This is a genomic window from Salinimicrobium sp. WS361 (assembly GCF_050750585.1).
GTDB lineage: Bacteria > Bacteroidota > Bacteroidia > Flavobacteriales > Flavobacteriaceae > Salinimicrobium.
Window position 1 is genome coordinate 59,574 of record NZ_JBOJLM010000014.1, and the last position, 22,211, is coordinate 81,784.

Consider the following 22,211-nt stretch of genomic DNA (forward strand, 5'->3'; position numbering starts at 1 on the left):
ATTTCGTTAAAACGCATTCTTTTAAGCCAATTATTCAAGCTATATGACAGAAAGAAATCCACTCCTGGAAAAATTCGATACCGCTCCTTTTATGAAAATAAAAACCGGGCACTACAAACCGGCCATAGAAGAAGCTATCAGGCGGGCGCAACAGGATATCGAGCAAATCACTGCTTCAAGTGCAGCCCCTACTTTTGAGAACACCGTAGAAGCCCTTGAATTTGCAGGAGAACAACTAAATAGGATCACCAGCATCTTCTTCAACATCAACTCAGCCGAAACCAATGAAGAAATTCAGAAACTGGCCCAGGAAATATCTCCGGTATTAACCGACTTCAAAAATGACATTATCCAGGATCCGGTACTTTTCCAAAAGGTAAAAGCGGTTTATGAAAACAAAGACAGCCTCAACCTCAGCATTGAACAAAGTACCCTGCTGGACAAGAAGTACAAGATGTTTAAACGCAACGGCGCGAACCTTGATGCCGGGCAAAAGCAGGAGCTACGAGAGCTGGATAAAAAACTGGCTTCCTTAAGCCTCAACTTTGGAGAAAACGTGCTGGCCGAAACCAACAAATACGAACTCCATATCACTCGCGAAGAAGATCTTGAAGGCCTGCCCAAAGGTGCCCGTGCCGCAGCAAAGATGCTGGCAAAAGAAAAGAACAAAGAAGGATGGATCTTTAACCTTCACTACCCCAGCTACATCCCGTTTATGAAATACGCCAAAAGCAGAGCGCTGCGCAAAGAAGTTGCCATTGCTTTTGGGGCCAAAGGTTTTCACGGCGACGAGCTTGACAACAGGGAGAATGTGCTGCAAATTGTAAAACTGCGGCATAAAAAGGCAAATCTTTTGGGCTATTCTACCTATGCGCAATTCAAACTGGAAGAACGTATGGCCGAAACTCCTGAAAAAGTAAATTCCTTCATGGAAGAACTTTTGGAAAAAGCTAAACCGGCAGCCGAAAAGGAATTTAAAGAACTGGAGAGTTTTGCGCAGGACCTTGACCAGATCGACCGACTCGAAAAATGGGATGCTGCCTATTATTCAGAAAAACTGAAGCAAAAACTTTTTGACCTTGATGATGAACAGCTCAAGCCTTATTTTGAACTCAACAACGTCATCAAAGGCGTATTTATCGTAGCCGAAAAACTTTATGGTCTCAATTTCCAACAGGTCTTTGAGGTAGAAACATACCATCCTGAGGTGCAAACCTACCTCGTTACTGACGAAGAAGGTAAGGAAATTGCCCTGTTCTACGCCGATTTCCATCCGCGCGAAGGCAAGCGTGGTGGTGCATGGATGACTTCTTACAAATCTCAGTATCGCCAAAAAGGTAAAAATGAGCGCCCACATATTTCTATAGTCTGCAATTTTACAAAACCTACAGATGAAGAGCCATCTCTGCTCACGTTCAACGAGGTTACTACCCTCTTCCATGAATTTGGTCACGCCCTTCACGGCATGTTGGCAGATACAATATATCCAAGTATTTCGGGTACTAACGTTTTCTGGGATTTTGTGGAACTTCCAAGCCAGGTACTCGAAAACTGGTGCTATGAGAAAGATGCTTTGAAACTTTTCGCCACACATTACGAGACCGGCGAAGTGATTCCCGATGATCTTATTCAAAAAATAAAAGATTCGGCTACCTTCCATGAAGGCATGGCCACTTTAAGGCAGCTTAGTTTTGGAATGCTTGACATGAGCTGGCACAGCAAAGACCCTTCTGGCATTGATGATGTTAAAGCCCATGAAGAAAAAGCCTTTGAGACTACTCAGCTTTATCCTGAAGTGAAAGAGAACTGCATGAGCACCTCGTTTTCACATATCTTCCAGGGAGGCTATGCTGCCGGTTACTATTCCTACAAATGGGCAGAAGTACTGGACGCCGATGCTTTTGAATTCTTTACTAAAAATGGCATTTTTGACAGGGAAACAGCCAATAAATTCAGGGAAACCGTACTTTCACAGGGAGGCACCGAGCATCCGTTGACCTTGTACAAACGCTTCCGGGGAAAAGAGGCTGCTCCCGAAGCCTTGTTGCGCAGAGCAGGATTGCTTCCGAAGAAATAAGACAACATATACTACAAGATAAGCAGAAGGTTTGGCGAATGCACAAAAGCATTAACCAAATCTTTTGCTATTTTTGAGAGAACCGGCCAATTATGGAAGCAAACAGCATTAATCCAGAAAAATGGGTAGACAGGTATGCAGATTACCTGTTCAACTACACCATTGTGCGCGTAAATGACCGGGAAATGGCTAACGATCTTGTTTCTGAAACCTTCCTGGCCGGGCTCAACTCCATGAAAAATTTTAAGGGAGAAGCTGCGGAAAGAACCTGGCTCATTTCAATCTTAAAACGAAAGATCATTGACCATTACCGCCGGAACAATTCCCAAAAAGGACAGGCCGAAGTTAAAATGCAGTTCCGGGACAGCGACAATGAAGGTGACTGGCTGGAAGAAAGGGTAGCCGACTTTTCTGACATGACAGCCGAAGACGAGATGGAAAACCACGAACTGGGACTTGCCATTTTGGATTGTGTTGACCAGCTCAACGAAAAACAGGCAACCATTTTTAAAATGAAGACCATTGATGGTGTAGATACCGAAACCATTTGTAATGAATTTGAAATTAGTCCGTCTAACCTTTGGGTGATTATTCACAGGGCCAGAACTTCTCTGGCTAAATGCCTGGAGAAAAATTGGTTTTAGCATGAAGAGATTACATCTTATGAAACTTAGCTGCGCCGAAGCAGAAAAAGTTTGCACAAAGGCCGAATATAAAGAGGCCGGTTTGATAGAAAAGCTAAGACTGAAGCTCCACCTCTACTTCTGCCGAACCTGTAATGATTACTATCACAATAACAAGAAACTGAGCAATCTTCTGAAAAAAGCATATATTAAAACCTGCTCTTCACAGGAAAAGGAAGCTTTCAGAAATAAGATCAAAAACGGAACTTCAAAAAGTTCTTAGCAACAAAAGCACCCCCAGCCAGAAAATAGGAATAGCCTCCACCCAGAAAGCGGTAAAATAGCGGCTTCGGTGTTCTTTACTGGCCATTACAAAAAAGGCAGTTAGAAGACACATTACCACCAAAGCACTAAAAGAGGCCTTGGAATTGGAAGTTTTCAAAAGATCTGTCACAATCACGATTACCAGCAACAGCAAACCCACAACTTTGGTCCTGGTAACCCCTATTCGCTGCGGAAGGGTTCCCAGCTGCTCCAGGTCATACTTTAAGTCCCTTATCTCGAACGGCAGGATCCAGACCAGCACCAACAAAAACCGCTGAAACATTTCGAGAAACAAGTCTCCAAAAATGGCATTTTTGACACCTATTCCGGGAAGCACTACGGTCACCCCGGCCCACACAATACCAATAATGAATATCTTAATGCCCGATATGCTTCTCAAATTTCTTCTTTTACTGAAGACAGGCAGGGCATAAAGTGCAGTTAGGGATCCTAAAATGGCACTTAGCAGCAGAATTTTGAAATCAATAAAAAAGGAAGAAATGAGCAACCCGGTAAAGCAAAAAAGAGAAAATATCTGAATGTTTTTGAGTCCGCGGGTGAGCGTTCGGTGATGCAGGCCGGCTACTGCGGCATACTTCACAAAATTGTATCCTGTTACTACCGCAAAAAAGATAAAAACCAGCAGACTGGAGTCAATTTGCCCTCCAAAATGCAGCACAGTTACAAGGCAAAGCGAAACCACCGCTAAAGCCACGTGAATACTGCTATTAATATAGAAATCAAATATTTTTTTCACAACTGTAAAGGCAACAGGCCAGAGCTTAAAAACTTTACCAATCTTGCTGTTTTAAATCACTAAAAATTAGGTTGAAAATGCTTATTTTCGCCCTTCAAAACACAACTTTTACTTGATGAATACTTTTTCTTTTGCTACACGTCATATAGGCCCACGGGAACATGATCTAAAGGATATGTTGGAGACTATTGGAGTTGATTCAATAGATCAACTAATCTACGAAACCCTGCCCGATGATATTCGCCTAAAAAAGGACCTTGAGCTTGCCCCGGCCATGAGCGAACATGAATATATTGCTCACAGCATCTCGCTGGCTGCCAAAAATAAGGTTTTCAGGACATATATTGGGCTTGGCTATCACCAATCCATCACCCCACCTGTAATTCAGCGTAACATTCTGGAGAATCCGGGTTGGTATACCGCCTACACTCCTTACCAGGCCGAGATTGCCCAGGGAAGACTGGAAGCACTTTTGAACTTCCAAACTGTAATAGCCGATCTTACCGGAATGGAACTGGCTAATGCTTCTTTGCTTGATGAAGGTACTGCCGCCGCCGAAGCTATGTCTTTGCTATATGAAGTGCGGGAAAGAGATCAAAAGAAAAATAATATCAATAAGTTCTTTGTTTCAGAACTTGTACTTCCGCAAACTATAGATCTTCTTAAAACCCGTGCAATTCCGCTAGGTATTGAACTGGTGATTGGAGATCATGAAGAATTCGATTTTTCCGAAGAGTTTTTTGGAGCCTTTCTCCAGTATCCAGGAAGAATGGGCCAGGTGTACGATTATTCACAATTCGTTGCTAAAGCCAAAGAACACAATATAAAAACTGCAGTAGCTGCCGACATTCTAAGTCTTGTGAAGCTACGTGCGCCGGGAGAATTTGGAGTAGACGTGGTAGTGGGAACTACCCAGCGCTTTGGAATTCCTTTGGGTTACGGTGGACCTCATGCTGCCTATTTTGCCACTAAAGAAGAATACAAAAGAAGCATTCCCGGCCGAATTATTGGCGTGACCAAAGACACCGATGGCAACTTTGCCCTTCGTATGGCGCTTCAAACCCGGGAGCAACATATTAAAAGAGACAGAGCGACCTCAAATATTTGTACCGCACAGGTACTTTTAGCTGTAATGGCAGGTATGTATGCTGTTTACCACGGCCCACGCGGATTAAAATTCATTGCAAACAGGGTTCACAGCCTGGCCGCAACTGTTGCTGAAAATGTTGAGAAATTAGGTTTTTCTCAGCTGAATTCTACATTTTTCGATACTGTACTTATTAAGGCTGAAGCAGCAAAAGTAAAGGGGATTGCAGAACGAAATGAGGTGAATTTCTACTACCCGTCTCCAGACGTAGTGGCAATTTCCCTGAATGAATCTACAAACCTTGATGATGTAAATATCATTCTTGCAATTTTTGCTGAAGCCGCCGGTAAAGAAGCCGTTAAAGCTTCAGAGCTTTCAGAAAAGAATTACATTCCCGCTTCAGTAGAACGCAAAACGGAATTCCTTAAAAATGAAGTCTTCAACTCTTATCATTCAGAAACAGAGTTGATGCGATACATCAAGAAATTAGAGCGCAAGGATCTTTCCCTTAATCATTCCATGATCTCATTGGGTTCATGCACCATGAAGCTTAATGCCGCAGCCGAAATGCTCCCAATAAGCTATCCGCAGTGGGGGAATTTACATCCTTTTGTTCCTGTAGAGCAGGCAGAAGGTTATCAAATTGTTCTGAAAAAACTGGAAGAACAACTCACAGAAATTACAGGATTTGCCGGCACTTCCCTACAGCCAAACTCGGGCGCACAGGGAGAATATGCCGGGCTCATGGTGATTAGAAAGTACCATGAATCTCGCGGGGAATCTCACAGGAATATTTGTCTTATTCCATCATCAGCTCACGGTACCAATCCTGCTTCAGCAGTGATGGCCGGAATGAAAGTGGTAGTAACTAAGTCTACCGAATCGGGCAACATTGACATAGAAGATCTTAAGGAAAAAGCCCTTAAACACAAAGATAACCTGGCGGCACTCATGGTGACCTACCCTTCAACTCACGGAGTATTTGAGTCGGCCATTATTGAAGTTATCGATATTATCCACCAGTATGGCGGGCAGGTTTATATGGATGGTGCAAATATGAATGCACAGGTAGGCCTAACCAGTCCAGGGGCAATTGGCGCCGATGTTTGCCACCTCAACCTTCACAAGACCTTTGCTATTCCGCATGGCGGTGGTGGCCCGGGTGTAGGCCCAATATGTGTTGCAAAACAACTTGTGCCCTTCTTACCAGGGAATCCGGTAGTACAAACAGGTGGTGATGATGCTATTACCGCAATTTCATCAGCCCCATGGGGATCTGCGCTTGTTTGCCTTATCTCTTATGGCTATATCAAAATGCTGGGCGCAGAAGGCCTTAAAAAGGTGACGCAATTTGCCATTTTAAACGCCAACTACATTAAATCTCGTATAGAAGAACACTACAAAACCCTTTACAGCGGAGAATGCGGAAGAGCTGCCCACGAAATGATTGTGGATTGCCGCCCATTTAAAGCCAAAGGAATTGAAGTGACCGATATTGCTAAAAGGCTTATTGATTACGGCTTCCACGCCCCAACAGTTTCATTCCCTGTTGCCGGAACTTTGATGATAGAACCTACCGAAAGTGAAAGTAAAGCTGAACTTGACAGGTTTTGTGATGCACTTATCTCTATACGTAAAGAGATTGACGAAGCTACAGAAGATGAACCTAACAACGTGCTGAAGAATTCCCCTCACACGCTGGCTATGTTGACTACCGACGAGTGGAATTTCCCATACAGCAGGCAAAAAGCAGCCTTCCCTATAGATTACCTGGCCGATAACAAATTCTGGCCCTCCATTCGAAGGGTTGATGAAGCCTTTGGAGACCGGAATCTCATTTGCACCTGTGCGCCCATAGAAGAATATATGGAAGATTAAAAAGAGAAACACCGGAGGCACATCACCTCCGGTTTTTTTTGCTTTGCTCTCATTAACAATTCATTAACAAAAAAGCAGAAAATTTCACTATTTTTAATCATAGTAGAAGTTTTTATCAAATCCTTTACAGATGCCGCAAAAGTGTATTTTAATGCAAAAAATATAGGGAAAGCGGCATAACATTTATTAATTTTGAGACTTGTCAACTTTATAACTGACACAGAATGAGCATAAAAATCACAGGGGTGGGAAGTTACATCCCAGGCAGAGTTGAAAAAAATTCAGACTTTCAAAAACATGAATTTTTATATGAGGATGGATCAAACTTTTCCCAGCCCAATACAGTTATCATTGAAAAATTTAAAGCTATAACCGGTATTGCTGAAAGGCGGTACGTGCACAATGAGCTTAACAATTCTGACATTGCTTATCTCGCTGCCAACAGCGCAATAGAAGATGCCGGTATTGATCCTGAAGAACTCGATTATATAATCGTTGCCCACAACTATGGCGATGTACTTCACAGTGATCTACAGAGCGACACCGTTCCCAGTCTTGCCACCAGGGTAAAACATAAACTGCGCATTAAGAATCCAAAATGCGTTGCCTACGATATACTTTTTGGCTGCCCGGGATGGGTTGAAGCAGTGATCCAAGCAAAAGCTTTCATACAAAGCGGCATGGCAAAAAAATGCCTTGTAATAGGTTCTGAAACTCTATCGCGGGTAATAGACAAGCACGACAGGGACTCCATGATCTACTCTGATGGAGCAGGAGCTACCGTGATTGAAACCAGTGAAGAAGAAGGAGGAATCCTGGCCCATGAAAGTGCCACCCACTCGTTTGAAGAAGCTAATTTTATTTTCTTCGGAAAATCAAATAACGCTAAAGCTACAGATGACCGCAGATACATAAAAATGCACGGCCGTAAGATCTACGAATTTGCATTAAGCTATGTTCCCGCTGCCATGCAGAGCTGCCTTGAAAAAAGCGGCAAAAAGATAGAAGATATTAAGAAGATCCTCATTCACCAGGCAAATGAAAAAATGGATGAAGCCATTGTAAAACGTTTTTACAGGCTTTACGGGCAACAGGTGCCGCAGGGTATAATGCCAATGAGTATTGATAAACTTGGCAACAGTAGTGTGGCTACCGTACCTACCCTGCTCGACCTTATTCTGAAGAAAAAGATGGACGGCCAGACCCTTGAAAAAGGAGATGTGATCATTTTAGCCAGCGTGGGTGCCGGGATGAATATTAATGCCATTGTGTACCAGTTCTAGATGTACGAAAAGAGTTTCCCGAACAAGCGATATAAAGAAACCCTTGAATTCTTAACCCATGTTGCTCCTGCTCCCGCCAGTATTCTGGACCTGGGCGTGAGAAATCCGTTTAGTGAGCTAATGGAAGCACAGGGCTACCAGGTCACCAATACTACAGGTGAAGACCTGGATTTGGACACCACAAGTGTAAAAAATTCTAATGCAGAAATTGTCACTGCCTTTGAGATCTTTGAGCATCTTGTAGCCCCATTTAATGTACTTCGGGACATACGCGCTAAAAAACTGGTTACTACCATCCCATTAAGCCTGTGGTTCTCTCCCGCCTATCGCAGTAAAACCGATAAATGGGACAGGCACTACCACGAGTTTGAAGACTGGCAGTTTGACTGGCTGCTGGAGAAAGCCGGCTGGGAAATAAAGGAACGGCACAAATGGACAAACCCTGTAAAGAAGATTGGAGTAAGGCCGCTGCTTAGACAGTTCACGCCACGCTACTACGCCGTGTACGCCGAGAAAAAATAACCTGTCAAAAATGGCATTTTTGACACCTCTTTTTCTATTGAAGCAATATACAGCGTAATTACAGTGATACTCTAATCTCTCCTGCTTCGGAAACAGAGGCTCAGAAATTGTACTTTTACTGAAAGTTTTGAACCAGTGAAATTCTACATCGTCATCCCTGCACATAATGAGGCAGCATTTATAGGGCAAACCCTGAAGTCGCTTTCTGAACAAACCCTGCAGCCCAAAAAGCTGGTAGTGGTTGACGACCAATCTTCGGACGCTACAGCACAGGTAGTGAAAGATTATGCTGATAAATTCCCTTTCATTTCCCTTGTGAGTACCACTTCTTCCGAAGCACATTTGCCCGGCAGCAAAGTAGTAAACGCCTTTAACTACGGATTAAACCATCTGGATCAAAACTATGAGGTCATCTGTAAATTTGATGCCGATTTGATCTTTCCAGAAGACTACCTCGAAACTATTAGCAGGCATTTTAAGGAAGATCCAAAAGTGGGAATGGCAGGAGGGTTTTGTCAGCTGGAAAAAGACGGAAAATGGCAGCTGGAAAATTTAACCGGAAAAGACCATATTCGGGGAGCCTTAAAAGCTTATCGAAAAGCCTGTTTTGAAGACATTGGCGGACTTAAACCTTCTATGGGTTGGGATACCGTTGATGAGTTACTGGCACAGTTTCACGGCTGGAAGATCAAAACCGACGCCTCTCTAGCTGTTAAACACCTTCGCCCCACCGGATTCACGTATAACAAAGCCGCCAAATGGAAACAGGGAGAAGCTTTTTACAAGCTGCGCTACGGCTGGGTTATTACTTCGATTGCTTCGGTCAAGCTCGCCCTTAAAAAAGGAAATGCCGCGCTTGCATTAGATTATATGGAAGGCTATAGAAGGGCTAAGGATTCAAAAATGCCATTTTTGGTAGATAAAAAAGAAGGAGCCTTCATAAGAAGGCTCCGGTATAAAAAAATGCTGTCAAAAATTTTCTAGTTACCTGGCAAAGACCATGTATAACGGCCGCCCTGTGGCCCCATTAGGAAACGGGATCCCCAATAGCGCAGAAATTGTTGGTGCAATATCTACTATTTCAGTTCTTTCGAGACTGTTGCCCGCTTTGATCCCTTTTCCGAAGAAAATAAGCGGCGCATGAGTATCATAGTTATTACCCGAACCATGCGTTGAGCCGGTACGGGAATAAGAAATCACCGAAGGATCAAGAATTATCGCAACATCACCACTCCTTTTTTGATTGAATCCGTTATCAACAGCCGATGCAATTTTTTCTGAAAAACTGGCTGATTGCAACTGACTTCTGGTGAACACCCTGCTGATATTTTCATACTGAAGCAGAAAATGCATGATCTCCTGCTGAAGTTCTTCGGAAGAAATGTCCATTTTCAAGACCTCATCGTAGTTGAAGAAGATTTGATTATTCGAAATGTTCTCTACCAGGTTATCTTTCTGAAATTTACTACTGAGAAAATTATTGAGCTCTTTTTTAAGCTTGTCCCACTCAAAATATCCTGATGGAATCCCGACGGTTTCCAAGTAAGCAGGTACTTGAACTCCCCCATGATCGGAAGTAAGGAACAAAGTGTAATTCCCCTCTCCCACTTTTTGATCGAGCGCCTTCAGCAGTTTTCCAAGATCGCGATCCAGCCTTACGTAAGTATCCTGTACCTCTTTTGAATTCACGCCGAAGTTATGCCCCACATAATCTGTTGAAGAAAAGCTTACCGTTAAGAAATCGGTGTCGGCATCCTGCCCCAATTGTTCTCCATCAAGAGCTGCAATAGCAAAGTCGGCAGTAAGGCTATTTCCGTATGGAGTAGCTTTTAAAATATCATAACCTCCATTTTGCTCTTTTAGAGACTTTAGGTCGTAAGGAAATCCGGTGTCGGCTTTTCCTTTAAAGCCACCTTCAAAATTGTTGATATCAGTACCGCTTTCAATGTAAGTATTGATGTCTGATAAAGTAGTCCAGGGTTTTAGGTAGCTGTCTGCTTTTCCAGAAGCATTAAATTTCTGCACCCATTGAGGTAATTGCTTAGTATAGAAAGAGCTGGTGATCCACCTGCCTTCATCCTGACCATGAAACCAGTACGCTGCACTGGCCGTATGACCCGCCGGAAGAACAGCACCTCTATCTTTTAAGGCTATCCCTATGGTCTTCCCTCTCATTTGTGTATGCAGCCTGTTTTCGTCGGCCACTGTGGTAGTGATCAAGCGGTGCGGTGACATTTTACCCGCCTCGTCTTCAGTCCCCACGGGATCTATTGTGGAATCTTCTACACAGTACACATATTCCTTATCAAACTTATCATACCAGTTATTCCCAATAATTCCGTGGGTTTGAGGAGATGTACCAGTATAAATCGAAGCATGCCCCGGCCCTGTGTATGTAGGAATATAATTGAAATGGTTGTTTCTTAAGTTAAAACCTTCAGAAACAAGTCTTTTAAAACCATCATCACCAAAGTGGTTCCAGAACCTGGTGATATAGTCATATCGCATTTGGTCTACCACCACTCCCACTACGAGTTTTGGGGTGGCATGAAGGTCTTTTTCAGGATCAAAAGATCGTTGAGGGGCTTCCTGTGCACTAACTGTCGCAAAACAGAAGGACAACAGGACAATCTGAATAAAATATCTCATTGTAAAATTTTTAGTGTCGTAAAAATACAAAGTTTAAGGAGTATAAAGATTAAGTTAAGCTTAAATACATTCTTTCAAAAATTAGTATTTTAGCCAGAACAAAAGCTTACAATGAGGTACCTGCAGTCTATTGGGGAATATTTTTTAATGTTAAAGGGCGTATTTGGAAGAATGACCAAACGCTCGGTTTTAAAGGAACTGATCTTTAAGGAAATAGACGTAGTTATTATAGGGTCTCTGGGGATTGTTGCATTCCTATCCTTTTTTATAGGTGCAGTTGTTGCCTTACAAACGGCACTCAACCTGAATAACCCGTTAATCCCAAAAAGTTTAATTGCTTTTGCTGCAAGACAGTCTATCATCCTGGAATTTGCCCCTACTTTTATTTCTATCATTATGGCAGGAAAAGTGGGATCTTTCATCACTTCCAGTATAGGTTCAATGCGGGTTACCGAGCAAATTGATGCGCTCGAGGTAATGGGGATCAATTCCCTCAACTACCTGGTCTTCCCAAAGATCATCGCCATGCTCACGTACCCATTCCTCATTGCTATTTCAATGTTCCTGGGAATTTTGGGAGCTTACACGGCAGCAGTGATGGGAGGATTTGTACCGGCAGATGTTTTTTTACAGGGATTACAGGAAGAATTTGATCCATACCATCTTTTTTATGCGTTTTTCAAGACCTTCCTTTTTGCTTTTATCCTGGCCACTGTACCTTCCTACCATGGCTATTACATGAAAGGAGGTTCTTTGGAAGTGGGACAGGCAAGTACCACCTCTTTTGTATGGACCAGTGTTGTTATTATTATCACGAATTACATAGTAACTCAATTACTACTTAGCTAATGATCGAAGTAAAAGGTTTAAAGAAAAGTTTTGATGACGAGCACATCCTTAAAGGTATTGATTTCGTATTTGAAACCGGTAAGACAAACCTGATCATAGGGCAATCGGGTTCGGGTAAAAGTGTTTTGATGAAAAGTATGCTTGGGCTTTTCACTCCAGATGAAGGTACTATTGAGTACGACGGAAAAGCCTATTCGTCATTTACCGATGAGCAAAAAAGAGAACTGAGACAGGAAATGGGTATGCTGTTCCAGGGAGGAGCCTTGTTTGACTCCATGACCGTTCAGGAAAATGTCATGTTCCCTTTGAGAATGTTTACCAAAAAGAAAAAAAGAGAGCTCAAAGACCGGGTCGATGAGGTGCTTGAAAGAGTGAACCTTTCCGATTCGGGAAACAAATATCCGGCAGAAATAAGTGGAGGGATGCAAAAAAGGGTAGCTATTGCCCGGGCTATTGTTAATCGTCCAAAATACTTATTTTGTGATGAACCCAACTCAGGTCTTGATCCACGTACTGCCACGGTGATAGATAATCTAATTCACGAACTCACTGTGGAATATGATATCACCACCGTAGTGATTACCCACGACATGAACTCGGTACTGGAAATTGGTGAAAATATCGCCTTTTTGAAAGACGGGGTACTGGCATGGAAAGGAGACAAAAGCAAGGTTTTTAAAACTGACGACAAAACAGTAACAGATTTCGTCTACTCCTCCGATTTATTTAAGAAAGTGCGGGACGCCCAACAACAGGGCCTCTAAGGCTAATTTACAGTTCTTACAACAAGAGTATCCAGAGATAGGCGCACCTGTAACCATTTTTCGAGCTTATCCATTTGAGATCTACGTGCTGCAGCATTCAATTTGGATGACCATTTTACATTGAAGGTTGGAATAGTATCAATTTTCGAGAAGTTCGTGACAAGACTATTGGCATAGCTCATCTCCTGAATTTCGGAATAGTTGATCTTGGCTTCTCTTGAAACGCTTTCAAAAGGAATCCCGGTACTTCTATATTTTACCAGCTCCTGTTCGAGCAACTGAATACGGGCATCTTTATTCTCCACCAGTTGCTGATTTTTCACATAAAGATCCTCAAGGATTCCTGCCCTCACTTCGGTAGAAAGTCGGCTGGCCAGTTCAGAACTTTGGTCAGATCCCTGGTGTATTTCGAGCACCACATCCTCCAGGTTGGGAACCTGCGTAATAGCCTGCACCCACTGTTCAATTTGTTCTTGTGGCACCGGGCGGCCAATCAGGTAGATTTCAATAATCTTGGTCTTGTAATCCTGTTCAAATTTAACAACTTCGGCCCCGGGGTAATTCACCACTTCGTGAACAAATTCTTTTGTCTTACTTACAAACACCTGTTCCCTCAGTAAATTCACAAATAAAATAATACTGGGTATCATTACGAGGATTGCCACCAAAGAAGCCAAACGTGCGGTGTTCCTTCTACGTTTGCTGTTCACGTACTTAACTAATGGGAAACGCAGTAGTTTCGCCATTAAGAAAGTGGATAGGGCTATAAAAATGGAATTGATGGTAAAAAGGTAAAGAGCTCCCCCTGCATATTCCCAATTAGCTATTGCCAACCCATATCCCACCGTACAGAGTGGCGGCATAAGTGCCGTGGCTATAGCCACACCCATAATAACGCTGGCTATTGCCCCTTTTTTTGTTTTGGCTATAATAAGCGCCGAACCTCCAAAAATGGCAATTAAAACATCGAGTATTGTAGGATAAGTCCGGGCTACAAGCTCAGGTGTTTCTTCTTTAATTGGAGAGATCAAAAAATACAAATAAGCTGTGAGTACACTTAAGAACACCATCACCCCTAAATTGACGAGGCTTCGTTTTAAAGTGTCAATATCATTTATAGCTACAGAAAAACCAATCCCTACAATTGGCCCCATTAAAGGAGAAATAAGCATGGCACCAATTACCACAGCAGTACTACTCACATTAAGGCCAATAGAAGCCACAAAAATGGAGAATATGAGAATCCAGGCATTGTGACCTTTAAAGGAAATGTCCCGTTTCACCGTTTCCAGGGTTGTTTCCCTGTCGGTGTCATCATGAATATCGAGAAGCTCCCTTAAAAACTCCTTGATCTCCCGAAGAGCAGTTTTGCCCTTGTTCACATGCCCTGCCGGCATTGCTGTACCACTTCCTGATGTATCTTCCATTCTCTAGCCCAAATTTTGACCGAATTTTTCTTTCACCCGCTCTCTGATTCCTTTAATATCCTGCTCTTTTGCCCGCGGCACAATGAGCAAAATCTCATTTTCGTCTACTATAACACAGTCTTTCAATCCTTCAATGACCACCACTTTATTTTTGTCTGAAGATACCAGGTTTCCCGTGGCATTTTCAGCAAAAAGACGGGCGTTTAGCGCCACGTTACCATCTTCATCCTTTCCTGTCTCTTCATAAAGAGAACCCCAGGTGCCAAGGTCATTCCAGTCAAAAGAAGCCGGGATCACATCAATAGTACCCTGTTCCTTCTCTAAAATGGCATAATCAATCGAAATATTTTCTGCCGCCGGATAATTCTCCCTGATAAAACTCTTTTCTTCGGAAGTATTATATATCGCCTCCCCTTTTGAAAAGAGCTCAAAAGTTTGTTCCAGGTTTTTCTGAAATGACCTGATTATATAGTCCACATTCCAGACGAAGATGCCTGCATTCCACAAGAAATTCCCACTCTTTAGAAAATCTTTAGCGACCTCATAAGAAGGCTTTTCAGTAAATAACTCCACCGGCTTCACTCTCCCCGGGGCCGACGGATTGAATTTGATATACCCATAACCGGTATTGGGAAAAGTCGGTTTTATTCCCAAAGTAAGGATCTTGTCCTGTTCCCGTGCCGCTTCAAAAGCGATAGTGATATCATCTAGGAAAGCCTGTTCATCTTCTATCCAATGATCACTGGGAGCCATGATCATCACCGCATCACTGTTCTTTTTTCTAATCTTTAGAGCCGCAAGTAACACAGCCGGGGCGGTATTACGCATTACCGGTTCCAGTAAAATTTGTTCCTCGCCAAGCTCGGGCAACTGCTCCTTCACCAGGTGTTCATAACCTTCATTGGTGAGTACATATATATTCTTTGCAGGCACTAAGTGCGTGAGGCGCTTAAAAGTGGTTTGAATAAGGGTTTCCCCCTTACCCATTAAATCCCTGAACTGTTTCGGTTTTGCTGCGGTACTCACCGGCCAAAACCTGGAGCCTACCCCGCCAGCCATTAAAACTGCAAAATTATTCTCCTTCATATCAATTGGCTGTTTTTAATAATTCCACTTCTGCGTTGGGCTGGAACAGGTAAATTCTGCCTGTTTTCACTTCTACGCATTCATATCTTTTTACACGCCGTTCGCCTTTTTTAAATATCCTGCCATTGTATATTCTGAAAACCCCTCCCTGCGGAATTTCAAAAATATAGTTTTTGTCATTCTCGGCATCAAATTGTTTTAGAGCTACCGAAAGGTGAGCATCTGTATCACTGCTCGCCTTCGGATTTTTAAAATGCCTCGCAATTAAAGGCAGTAACTGCACCGGAAATATCTCGGGCCTAATAAATGGAAGCATGAGCTTCTGGAAACATCTTTTCCACTCCTCCCCATGAGGTTTAATTTGCCTTCCAAAATGTTCAAAAGCCACCAGGTGTGCTATTTCATGAACCAGGGTAATAAGAAATCGATACTCGTTGAGACTTGCATTCACCGTAATTTGATGAACCCCGCCCGGCAAACTGCGATAATCGCCATGTCGGGTTTTTCTTTCGTTCACAATTTTAAGGTGAACATTATTGGCCTTAATTAAGCCGAATATTGGTTCAACAGCATGGGTAGGGATATATTTCTCAAGTATATGCTTCATTCCTGTTATGGTGTACTACTGGAAACCTGTAACAACTTACCGTTGTAAAATTTATTTCCGGTAAGAGAAAAGTTAGCGATGTACTGCGCCATCTCCCCGGGTTGTAGAGGTGCTTTATAACCTGGAAAAGCCTCCTGGAGCATTTCTGTTTGTACCGCACCCAAAGCAAGCACATTAAATGCGGGGCCGCTTTCTTTGTATTCTTCAGCAAGAAGTTCTGTGAGTGTTATTACTGCACCTTTACTCGAGCTATATGCCGAAAGACCAGGGAACTTCATACTACCCTGCACTCCGCCCATACTGCTTACCGTAACTACATGCCCTTCTTTACTTATTAAAGGCAACAATTTCCTGGTAAGAGCGGCAACACCAAAGACATTCACTTTATACACGCTCTCAAACTCTTCGGAAGTTATTTCTTCAAAAGGTTTATTTATAATGGCACCTGCATTATTTATAAGGATGTCTACGCCGCCCCATTGTTCCTTCACAAATTCTGAAGCCTTCTGAAGGTCTTCTTCTCTGGTAATATCAAATTCAAAGAAATGCACATTTTCCAGGTCCAGCTTCTTAATGGAATCCTGATTTCGGGATAATGCTAGTACTTCATGTCCGGCTTCGGCCAGGATCTTCACAAGTTCTAAACCTATTCCCCGGCTGGTACCGGTGATCACTATCTTTTTCATTGCTCCTTGAGTTTTATTTCTTTTTGTGTGCTATTTGCCATACCGGCAATTCCCGGAATTATGGTTTCAATGAGGTTTTCCATATGAGCTACATCCATTTCCTCAAATTCATCTTTTACATGATGATAATAGGGAAAATTTGTAAAGTCGAAAGTTGAGATGGTTTGTGCCGGCACATTGAATTCCTTAAAAAAGGGATAATTGTCACTTCTTTGGAAAAGACTGTACTGCTTAGCTTCAGGTAGAAATCCCAAAACCTGGGCTTCAGAATATTCATTGAATTTTTCGGCTAAATTGGAATTTTCGTAGCCGGTGAGGTACGCCAGGTAATCTCTACCCTTCATTGGCACCCCAATCATTTCAATATTGAACATGGTGTACAGATCAATTCCTTCAGCTTTGAATTCTTTTGCTAATTCGGCAGCTCCTACCAGCCCCAATTCTTCAGCAGAAAAAAGACTGAAAAGCATGCTCCTTTTCGGCGGATTTTCAGCAAAGAATTTAGCCAGCTCCAAAACCGCTGTAGTTCCCGAAGCATTGTCATTGGCACCATTGGCCAGGGAATCACCTTCAAAAGGCTTGGCATGGCCTACATGATCGTAATGCGCGCCCACAATTATGTATTGATCTTTTAACTGAGGGTCTGTTCCCTCAACAAGGCCTACAAGATTATATCCTGTCAAACCTTTTACCTCAAAGGTATCTCTATAGGTGTCAAAAAAGGGTTTTACGCCCTGCTCTTTGAACACGTTCTCTATATATTGAGCAGCTTTCTCTATACCATCTGTACCCGTTGATCTTCCCTGAAGTTCATCGGAAGAAAGATATTTTAAGGCTGAAGAAATATCCTCTTCTAAAATGGCATTTTTGACACTCTCTTTTTGAAAAGAAACAGCGGCTGTCTCAGTAGCCACTTGTTTGGATTGCCCGCAGGCTGTAAAAACTAAAAAGCCTGCAGCTGCAAGACCGGTAAGGGTGAATTTTCTCATGCGGCTAAAGATAAAAAAATCCCGCGAGAAGCGGGATTTTTCGTTATTAGTCTGTAAATCTCCTTAGGCCAACATGGTCACAGGATTTTCAATATAGGTCTTAAGTGTTTCCAGGAACTGAGCCCCGGTTGCGCCATCTACCGTACGGTGATCGCAGGCAAGAGTAAGCTTCATGGTATTTCCTACCACAATTTGCCCATTTCTCACTACCGGCTTCTCAACAATAGCTCCTACTGAAAGTATAGCGGAGTTAGGCTGATTAATGATGCTGGTAAATTCTGTGATCCCGAACATTCCAAGATTAGAAACCGTAAAAGTACTGCCTTCCATTTCCTGGGGCTGTAATTTCTTGTTACGGGCTTTCCCTGCAAGTTCTCTCACCTGTCCGCCAATTTGGGTAAGCGACATTTGATCTGCATATTTCAATACCGGAACAACGAGGCCTTCTTCAACCGCTACCGCAACTCCCATGTGGATGTGTTTCGCAATTTTAGTAGTATCTCCAGTCCATTGAGAATTCACTTTTGGGTGTTTTCTCAAAGCCATCGCCGATGCTTTGATCACCAGGTCGTTAAAGGAAACCTTCACGTCTGGGATCTCATTGATCTGCTTGCGGTTGGCCATAGCATTAGCCATATCTACTTCAATAGTAAGGTAGTAGTGCGGTGCGTTATATTTAGATTCGGCAAGTCTCTTCGCAATAGTTTTGCGCATTTGAGAATTCTTCACCTCTTCAAAACTTTCTTCCCCGGCCGGAGTGTAAGCCTGTACCGGAGACGGCTGTGCCTGTTGTTGAGGCTGGGCCGCAGCAGCAGGTTTTGCCTCGGCAGCTTTTCCTGAAGTTTTATAATTCTCGATGTCTTTTTTGACAATACGATTGTTCTCTCCGGAACCTTTTACCTGAGAAAGATCGATACCAAGATCATCGGCCATCTTTTTGGCAAGCGGCGAAGCGAAAATTCTACTTCCATCTGAAGCTGTAGCCTCTTGCGAAGTTTCTTTAGAAGCTTCGGGCTTTTCTTCTTTTTTCTCTTCGGTGCTTTTTGAAGCTGCAGGTTTTGATGCCCCTCCCGACTTAACTATTGATGAAACATCTGTTCCTTTTGGGCCAATAATAGCCAGAACAGCATCTACAGGTGCAGTTTCTCCTTCCTGAATCCCAACGTACAATAAAGTACCGGAATAGAAAGATTCAAACTCCATAGTTGCTTTATCGGTTTCAATTTCGGCAAGAATATCTCCTTCCTCAACCTCATCTCCTTCTTTCTTGATCCAGGAAGCAACTGTTCCCTCTTCCATAGTGTCACTAAGGCGTGGCATTCTCACTACTTCTACTCCTTCAGGAATTTCACCTCCTTCAGCATCATCTTCAGAAGAAGAATCTGAATCAGACGAAGTTTCAGGTTTTTCTTCAGTTTCAGATTTTGAATCTTCTTTAGGAGCATCTGCTTTCCCATCCAAAAGTGAGGAAATATCCTCTCCTTCTTCTCCTACTATTGCCAGTAGGGTATCTACAGGTGCAGTTTCTCCTTCTTCAATTCCTATATGCAATAAGGTACCTTCGTAGAAAGATTCAAATTCCATAGTCGCCTTATCGGTTTCGATCTCGGCAAGAATATCCCCTTCTTCAATTTTGTCACCTTTTTGTTTTAGCCACTTAGCAACAACACCTTCTTCCATGGTGTCGCTAAGGCGCGGCATTTTAATAATTTCTGCCATAATTCTTTATAATTTATGGGGTAAAAACGGATAATCCTTTTGTTCGTAGACTACGTCATACAACTGCTGTACATCTGGAAAATCAGATTCTTCAGCAAACTTCTCACATTCAGAAACCAGGTCTTTAACTTTCTTGTCTATGGCCTTAATTTCTTTTTCTGTAGCGTATTTGTTCTCTAAAATGATATCCTTTACCTGGGTGATAGGATCAATTTTTTGATACTCGGCTACCTCCTCTTTAGTACGGTATTGCTGTGCATCACTCATTGAGTGACCGCGATAGCGATACGTCTTCAATTCAAGGAATGTTGGCCCTTCACCTTTACGTGCTCTTTTAATAGCTTCGTCAAGAGCTTCGGCTACCTTTTCTGGATTCATTGCGTCAACAGGCCCACATGGCATATCATATCCAAGACCCAGCTTCCAGATCTCTGTACTTTTTGAAGTACGTGCCACCGAGGTACCCATTGCATACCCGTTGTTCTCTACACAGAAAACCACAGGCAGGTTCCATTTCACAGCCATGGTGAAAGTTTCATGAAGGGAGCCCTGTCTTGCAGCACCGTCACCAAGAAAGGTTAAGGTTACTGCATCTCTTTTAAAATATTTATCTGCAAAGGCAAGACCGGCACCAAGAGGAATTTGACCTCCAACGATACCATGCCCACCATAAAAGCGGTGTTCTTTTGAGAAAATATGCATGGAACCACCCATACCGTGAGAGGTACCGGTTTTCTTTCCATACAACTCGGCCATCACCCTTCTTGGATCCACACCCATCCCAATTGGCTGCACGTGGTTTCTATAGGCAGTGATCATTTTGTCTTTTGACAAATCCATTACGTGCAATGCACCTGCAAGTATTGCTTCCTGCCCGTTGTAAAGGTGCAAGAAACCTCTTACCTTTTGCTGAATATACACTTGAGCCAGTTTGTCTTCAAACTTCCGCCAAAACAGCATGTCCTCATACCACTTTATGTAAGTGGCTTTTGTTATTTTCTTCATTTAACTACTTATTTTTTAGGCTAAGCGATGCTTGCGCCAAGCGAAACACAAAAATACTATTTTCAAAAGGAACTAAAAACAGTTTCCTATTGAAAAAGCGCGAAAACGTTATAGGTATGTACTGTCAAATATGAGCGGCAAAAGATCGGACACAGATTGCGCCTTTACCACCTTGCCTTTCTCTCCCATAAAGAAGATCTCGATAGGCTGATCCTGCTTTACTTCATACTCGGCAATAGCCTGCCTGCACGACCCGCAAGGCGGTGTGGGAACTGCGACTTCCTGCTTCTCAGAGCGGGCAGTCAAAGCCATTTTAAGGATCTTGGTGTTTGGATATTTTGCGCCTGCATAAAAGATTGCAGTTCTTTCGGCACATAAACCAGCCGGATAGGAGGCATTTTCCTGATTACTTCCGGTTACCACTTCCCCATTTTCAAGAAGAATCGCGGCACCTACTTTAAATTGTGAATATGGAGAGTAAGATTTCTCCCTTGCATCAATCGCCTCCTGCATCAGTTTTTGCACATCATCGGGCAATTCAGCGTTATTTTCGTAGACTGCAAGATCGGCACTTATTGTTATTTTTTTCATTCCTGTTCTTTATCTAGAAAAAATCTCCCGTAACTAAAATAGTCCGGGAGCTTGTTATTTCCTCGTTGTGAGGCACAAAGTTAGGTAATAATCAAAAGAATACCAGAAATTTAATCTTACTACTAATATTGAGCGTATTGTTCTCCAAAGTTAAAGGTCAACCCAAATCTCAAGGTTCCTTCTAACGGACTCACCACTTCGGAAGTTGAAAAGAGGTAAGAAAGATCTATATCTACAATATTATGTCTAAAACCGGCACCAAAAGAAATAAATTCCCGTGAGCCTTTTTCCGGGCTTTCATGAAAATATCCTGTTCTAAGGGAAAATACTTCCTCATATACATACTCGGCCCCTATCGCATAAGTAACCTCCTTAATTTCTTCGCTAAAGCCATCGGGCGCATCTCCAAAAGATTTAAAAATCCCTTCAATAGCACCTATAGAGTTGTATTCCTGAATATCTTCGGCATCCCTGTCGCCGTCATTGTCAAAATCTTTAGGGGTAGGCACCAGGAGCTTATTGAATTCGAGATAAGTTCCTATCCGGTTAGAATTATCAAGGATAAAATCAAAACCACCACCAAGTTTTAAATTTGTGGGAATAAAGTTTTCCTGCCCCCCAGCATCATATTTTATTTTAGGACCTATGTTCGCAATATTTACACCCGCTCTCCAGCGACCGTCAAACTGAGTAAAAGTGATACGGTCACTTTGATAAAAAGCCGAGACATCTACACCAAAAGTATTTGCCGCACTGGCATCGGGATCAAGCTCTGCAATCTTAAGATCGGAGCGAAGGAATCTTCCCGCCACAGACATAGAAAAATGTTCACTTAACTTAAGGGCATATGAAAGGTCGAGCGTAAATTCATTTGGGCTGAGAATCCTGGCAACTTCATCAGGATAGTCACGGGCCTCAATGTTCCCCATGCTGAAATATTTTAGACTTGCCCCAAAGGCGCTTCTATCACTTATTCGGTTATAATAGGTAACATTCCCAAGAAAGATGTCATTTACAAGCTCACTCAAATAAGGAGTGTAATTCACTCCCAGGCCTTGTTTACTTTCAACAAAAACATATTTTGCCGGATTCCACTGTTGCGAGTAGGCATCGGCAGAAGTTGCCACCCCCTGGTCACCCAACCCTGCAGCACGCGCATCGGCTGCTATCATTAAAGTAGAAGCCGCCGTGGTGATCACCCGGTTACGCTCTTCCTGAGCAAAAGATTTCCCACCAACGAGCAAAATCACCGCAAAGGTGTAGAGTGAAATTTTTTTCATAAGACTAT

The 22,211-nt window shown here is 42.8% G+C and carries 20 protein-coding genes; 9 read left to right on the forward strand and 11 right to left on the reverse strand.

The window, feature by feature from the left end; all coding sequences use genetic code 11:
* Positions 1-43 precede the first annotated feature (43 nt).
* From ACQ93I_RS13540 to ACQ93I_RS13550, 3 genes are all read left to right on the forward strand, one after another.
* Entirely contained in the window at positions 44-2,077 is a 2,034-nt protein-coding gene (locus ACQ93I_RS13540; RefSeq protein ID WP_431698956.1) for a M3 family metallopeptidase, read from the forward strand.
* Between the two features lie 92 nt (positions 2,078-2,169).
* Positions 2,170-2,721: a sigma-70 family RNA polymerase sigma factor gene (locus ACQ93I_RS13545; protein ID WP_431698957.1), complete on the forward strand. Its 552-nt coding sequence runs from the start codon at positions 2,170-2,172 to the stop codon at positions 2,719-2,721.
* Between the two features lies 1 nt (position 2,722).
* On the forward strand, positions 2,723-2,983 hold the full coding sequence (locus ACQ93I_RS13550; protein WP_431698958.1) for a hypothetical protein: 261 nt from the start codon (positions 2,723-2,725) through the stop codon (positions 2,981-2,983).
* On the opposite strand, the gene ACQ93I_RS13555 is transcribed toward ACQ93I_RS13550, so the two are convergent.
* A complete protein-coding gene (locus ACQ93I_RS13555) occupies positions 2,969-3,781 on the reverse strand; it encodes a hypothetical protein (protein ID WP_431698959.1) in 813 nt (270 codons plus the stop codon). The two genes, ACQ93I_RS13550 and ACQ93I_RS13555, sit on opposite strands and share 15 nt — an antisense overlap.
* Positions 3,782-3,896: 115 nt before the next feature.
* Here ACQ93I_RS13555 and gcvP point away from each other — a divergent pair, with 115 nt between their 5' ends.
* From gcvP to ACQ93I_RS13575, 4 genes are all read left to right on the forward strand, one after another.
* The gene (gene gcvP / locus ACQ93I_RS13560) at positions 3,897-6,746 is read left to right on the forward strand and encodes an aminomethyl-transferring glycine dehydrogenase (RefSeq protein WP_431698960.1); all 2,850 of its coding nucleotides are present in this window, start codon (positions 3,897-3,899) and stop codon (positions 6,744-6,746) included.
* Between the two features lie 224 nt (positions 6,747-6,970).
* Positions 6,971-8,029 (forward strand): 3-oxoacyl-ACP synthase III family protein, encoded by a 1,059-nt coding sequence (locus tag ACQ93I_RS13565; RefSeq protein ID WP_431698961.1) that lies wholly within the window; start codon positions 6,971-6,973, stop codon positions 8,027-8,029.
* A complete protein-coding gene (locus tag ACQ93I_RS13570) occupies positions 8,030-8,551 on the forward strand; it encodes a methyltransferase (protein ID WP_431698962.1) in 522 nt (173 codons plus the stop codon).
* A 135-nt stretch (positions 8,552-8,686) separates the two neighbouring features.
* Complete coding sequence (locus ACQ93I_RS13575; RefSeq protein ID WP_431698963.1) at positions 8,687-9,535, forward strand: glycosyltransferase; 849 nt, start codon at positions 8,687-8,689, stop codon at positions 9,533-9,535.
* On the opposite strand, the gene pafA is transcribed toward ACQ93I_RS13575, so the two are convergent.
* On the reverse strand, positions 9,536-11,200 hold the full coding sequence (pafA, locus tag ACQ93I_RS13580) for an alkaline phosphatase PafA (RefSeq protein WP_431698964.1): 1,665 nt from the start codon (positions 11,198-11,200) through the stop codon (positions 9,536-9,538).
* A 111-nt stretch (positions 11,201-11,311) separates the two neighbouring features.
* Between pafA and ACQ93I_RS13585 the strand changes: the two genes are divergently transcribed.
* Positions 11,312-12,049 (forward strand): MlaE family ABC transporter permease, encoded by a 738-nt coding sequence (locus tag ACQ93I_RS13585; RefSeq protein WP_431698965.1) that lies wholly within the window; start codon positions 11,312-11,314, stop codon positions 12,047-12,049.
* On the forward strand, positions 12,049-12,813 hold the full coding sequence (locus ACQ93I_RS13590) for an ABC transporter ATP-binding protein (protein WP_431698966.1): 765 nt from the start codon (positions 12,049-12,051) through the stop codon (positions 12,811-12,813). Before ACQ93I_RS13585 ends, ACQ93I_RS13590 begins: the two co-directional genes overlap by 1 nt.
* 2 nt (positions 12,814-12,815) lie before the next feature.
* On the opposite strand, the gene ACQ93I_RS13595 is transcribed toward ACQ93I_RS13590, so the two are convergent.
* The 9 genes from ACQ93I_RS13595 to porV all read right to left on the reverse strand — a co-directional run bounded on the left by ACQ93I_RS13595 (position 12,816) and on the right by porV (position 22,203).
* Positions 12,816-14,240, reverse strand: a complete 1,425-nt coding sequence (locus ACQ93I_RS13595; RefSeq protein ID WP_431698967.1) for a DUF389 domain-containing protein — start codon at positions 14,238-14,240, stop codon at positions 12,816-12,818.
* Positions 14,241-14,243: 3 nt separating this feature from the next.
* A complete protein-coding gene (locus tag ACQ93I_RS13600; RefSeq protein ID WP_431698968.1) occupies positions 14,244-15,326 on the reverse strand; it encodes a mannose-1-phosphate guanylyltransferase in 1,083 nt (360 codons plus the stop codon).
* A 1-nt stretch (position 15,327) separates the two neighbouring features.
* Positions 15,328-15,933: a SprT-like domain-containing protein gene (locus tag ACQ93I_RS13605; RefSeq protein WP_345597153.1), complete on the reverse strand. Its 606-nt coding sequence runs from the start codon at positions 15,931-15,933 to the stop codon at positions 15,328-15,330.
* 5 nt (positions 15,934-15,938) lie between these two features.
* Positions 15,939-16,619 (reverse strand): SDR family NAD(P)-dependent oxidoreductase, encoded by a 681-nt coding sequence (locus tag ACQ93I_RS13610; protein ID WP_431698969.1) that lies wholly within the window; start codon positions 16,617-16,619, stop codon positions 15,939-15,941.
* A complete protein-coding gene (locus ACQ93I_RS13615; RefSeq protein ID WP_431698970.1) occupies positions 16,616-17,608 on the reverse strand; it encodes a M28 family peptidase in 993 nt (330 codons plus the stop codon). The genes ACQ93I_RS13610 and ACQ93I_RS13615 overlap by 4 nt, the downstream gene beginning before the upstream one ends.
* A 63-nt stretch (positions 17,609-17,671) precedes the next feature.
* Positions 17,672-19,327, reverse strand: a complete 1,656-nt coding sequence (locus tag ACQ93I_RS13620; RefSeq protein ID WP_431698971.1) for a pyruvate dehydrogenase complex dihydrolipoamide acetyltransferase — start codon at positions 19,325-19,327, stop codon at positions 17,672-17,674.
* Positions 19,328-19,333: 6 nt separating this feature from the next.
* The gene (pdhA, locus tag ACQ93I_RS13625) at positions 19,334-20,332 is read right to left on the reverse strand and encodes a pyruvate dehydrogenase (acetyl-transferring) E1 component subunit alpha (RefSeq protein ID WP_431698972.1); all 999 of its coding nucleotides are present in this window, start codon (positions 20,330-20,332) and stop codon (positions 19,334-19,336) included.
* Positions 20,333-20,440: 108 nt separating this feature from the next.
* Positions 20,441-20,923 (reverse strand): cytidine deaminase, encoded by a 483-nt coding sequence (cdd, locus tag ACQ93I_RS13630; protein WP_431698973.1) that lies wholly within the window; start codon positions 20,921-20,923, stop codon positions 20,441-20,443.
* Positions 20,924-21,045: 122 nt separating this feature from the next.
* Positions 21,046-22,203 carry a type IX secretion system outer membrane channel protein PorV gene (porV, locus tag ACQ93I_RS13635; RefSeq protein WP_431698974.1) on the reverse strand — a complete coding sequence of 386 codons (1,158 nt, stop codon included), beginning with the start codon at positions 22,201-22,203 and terminating at the stop codon, positions 21,046-21,048.
* Positions 22,204-22,211 lie beyond the last annotated feature (8 nt).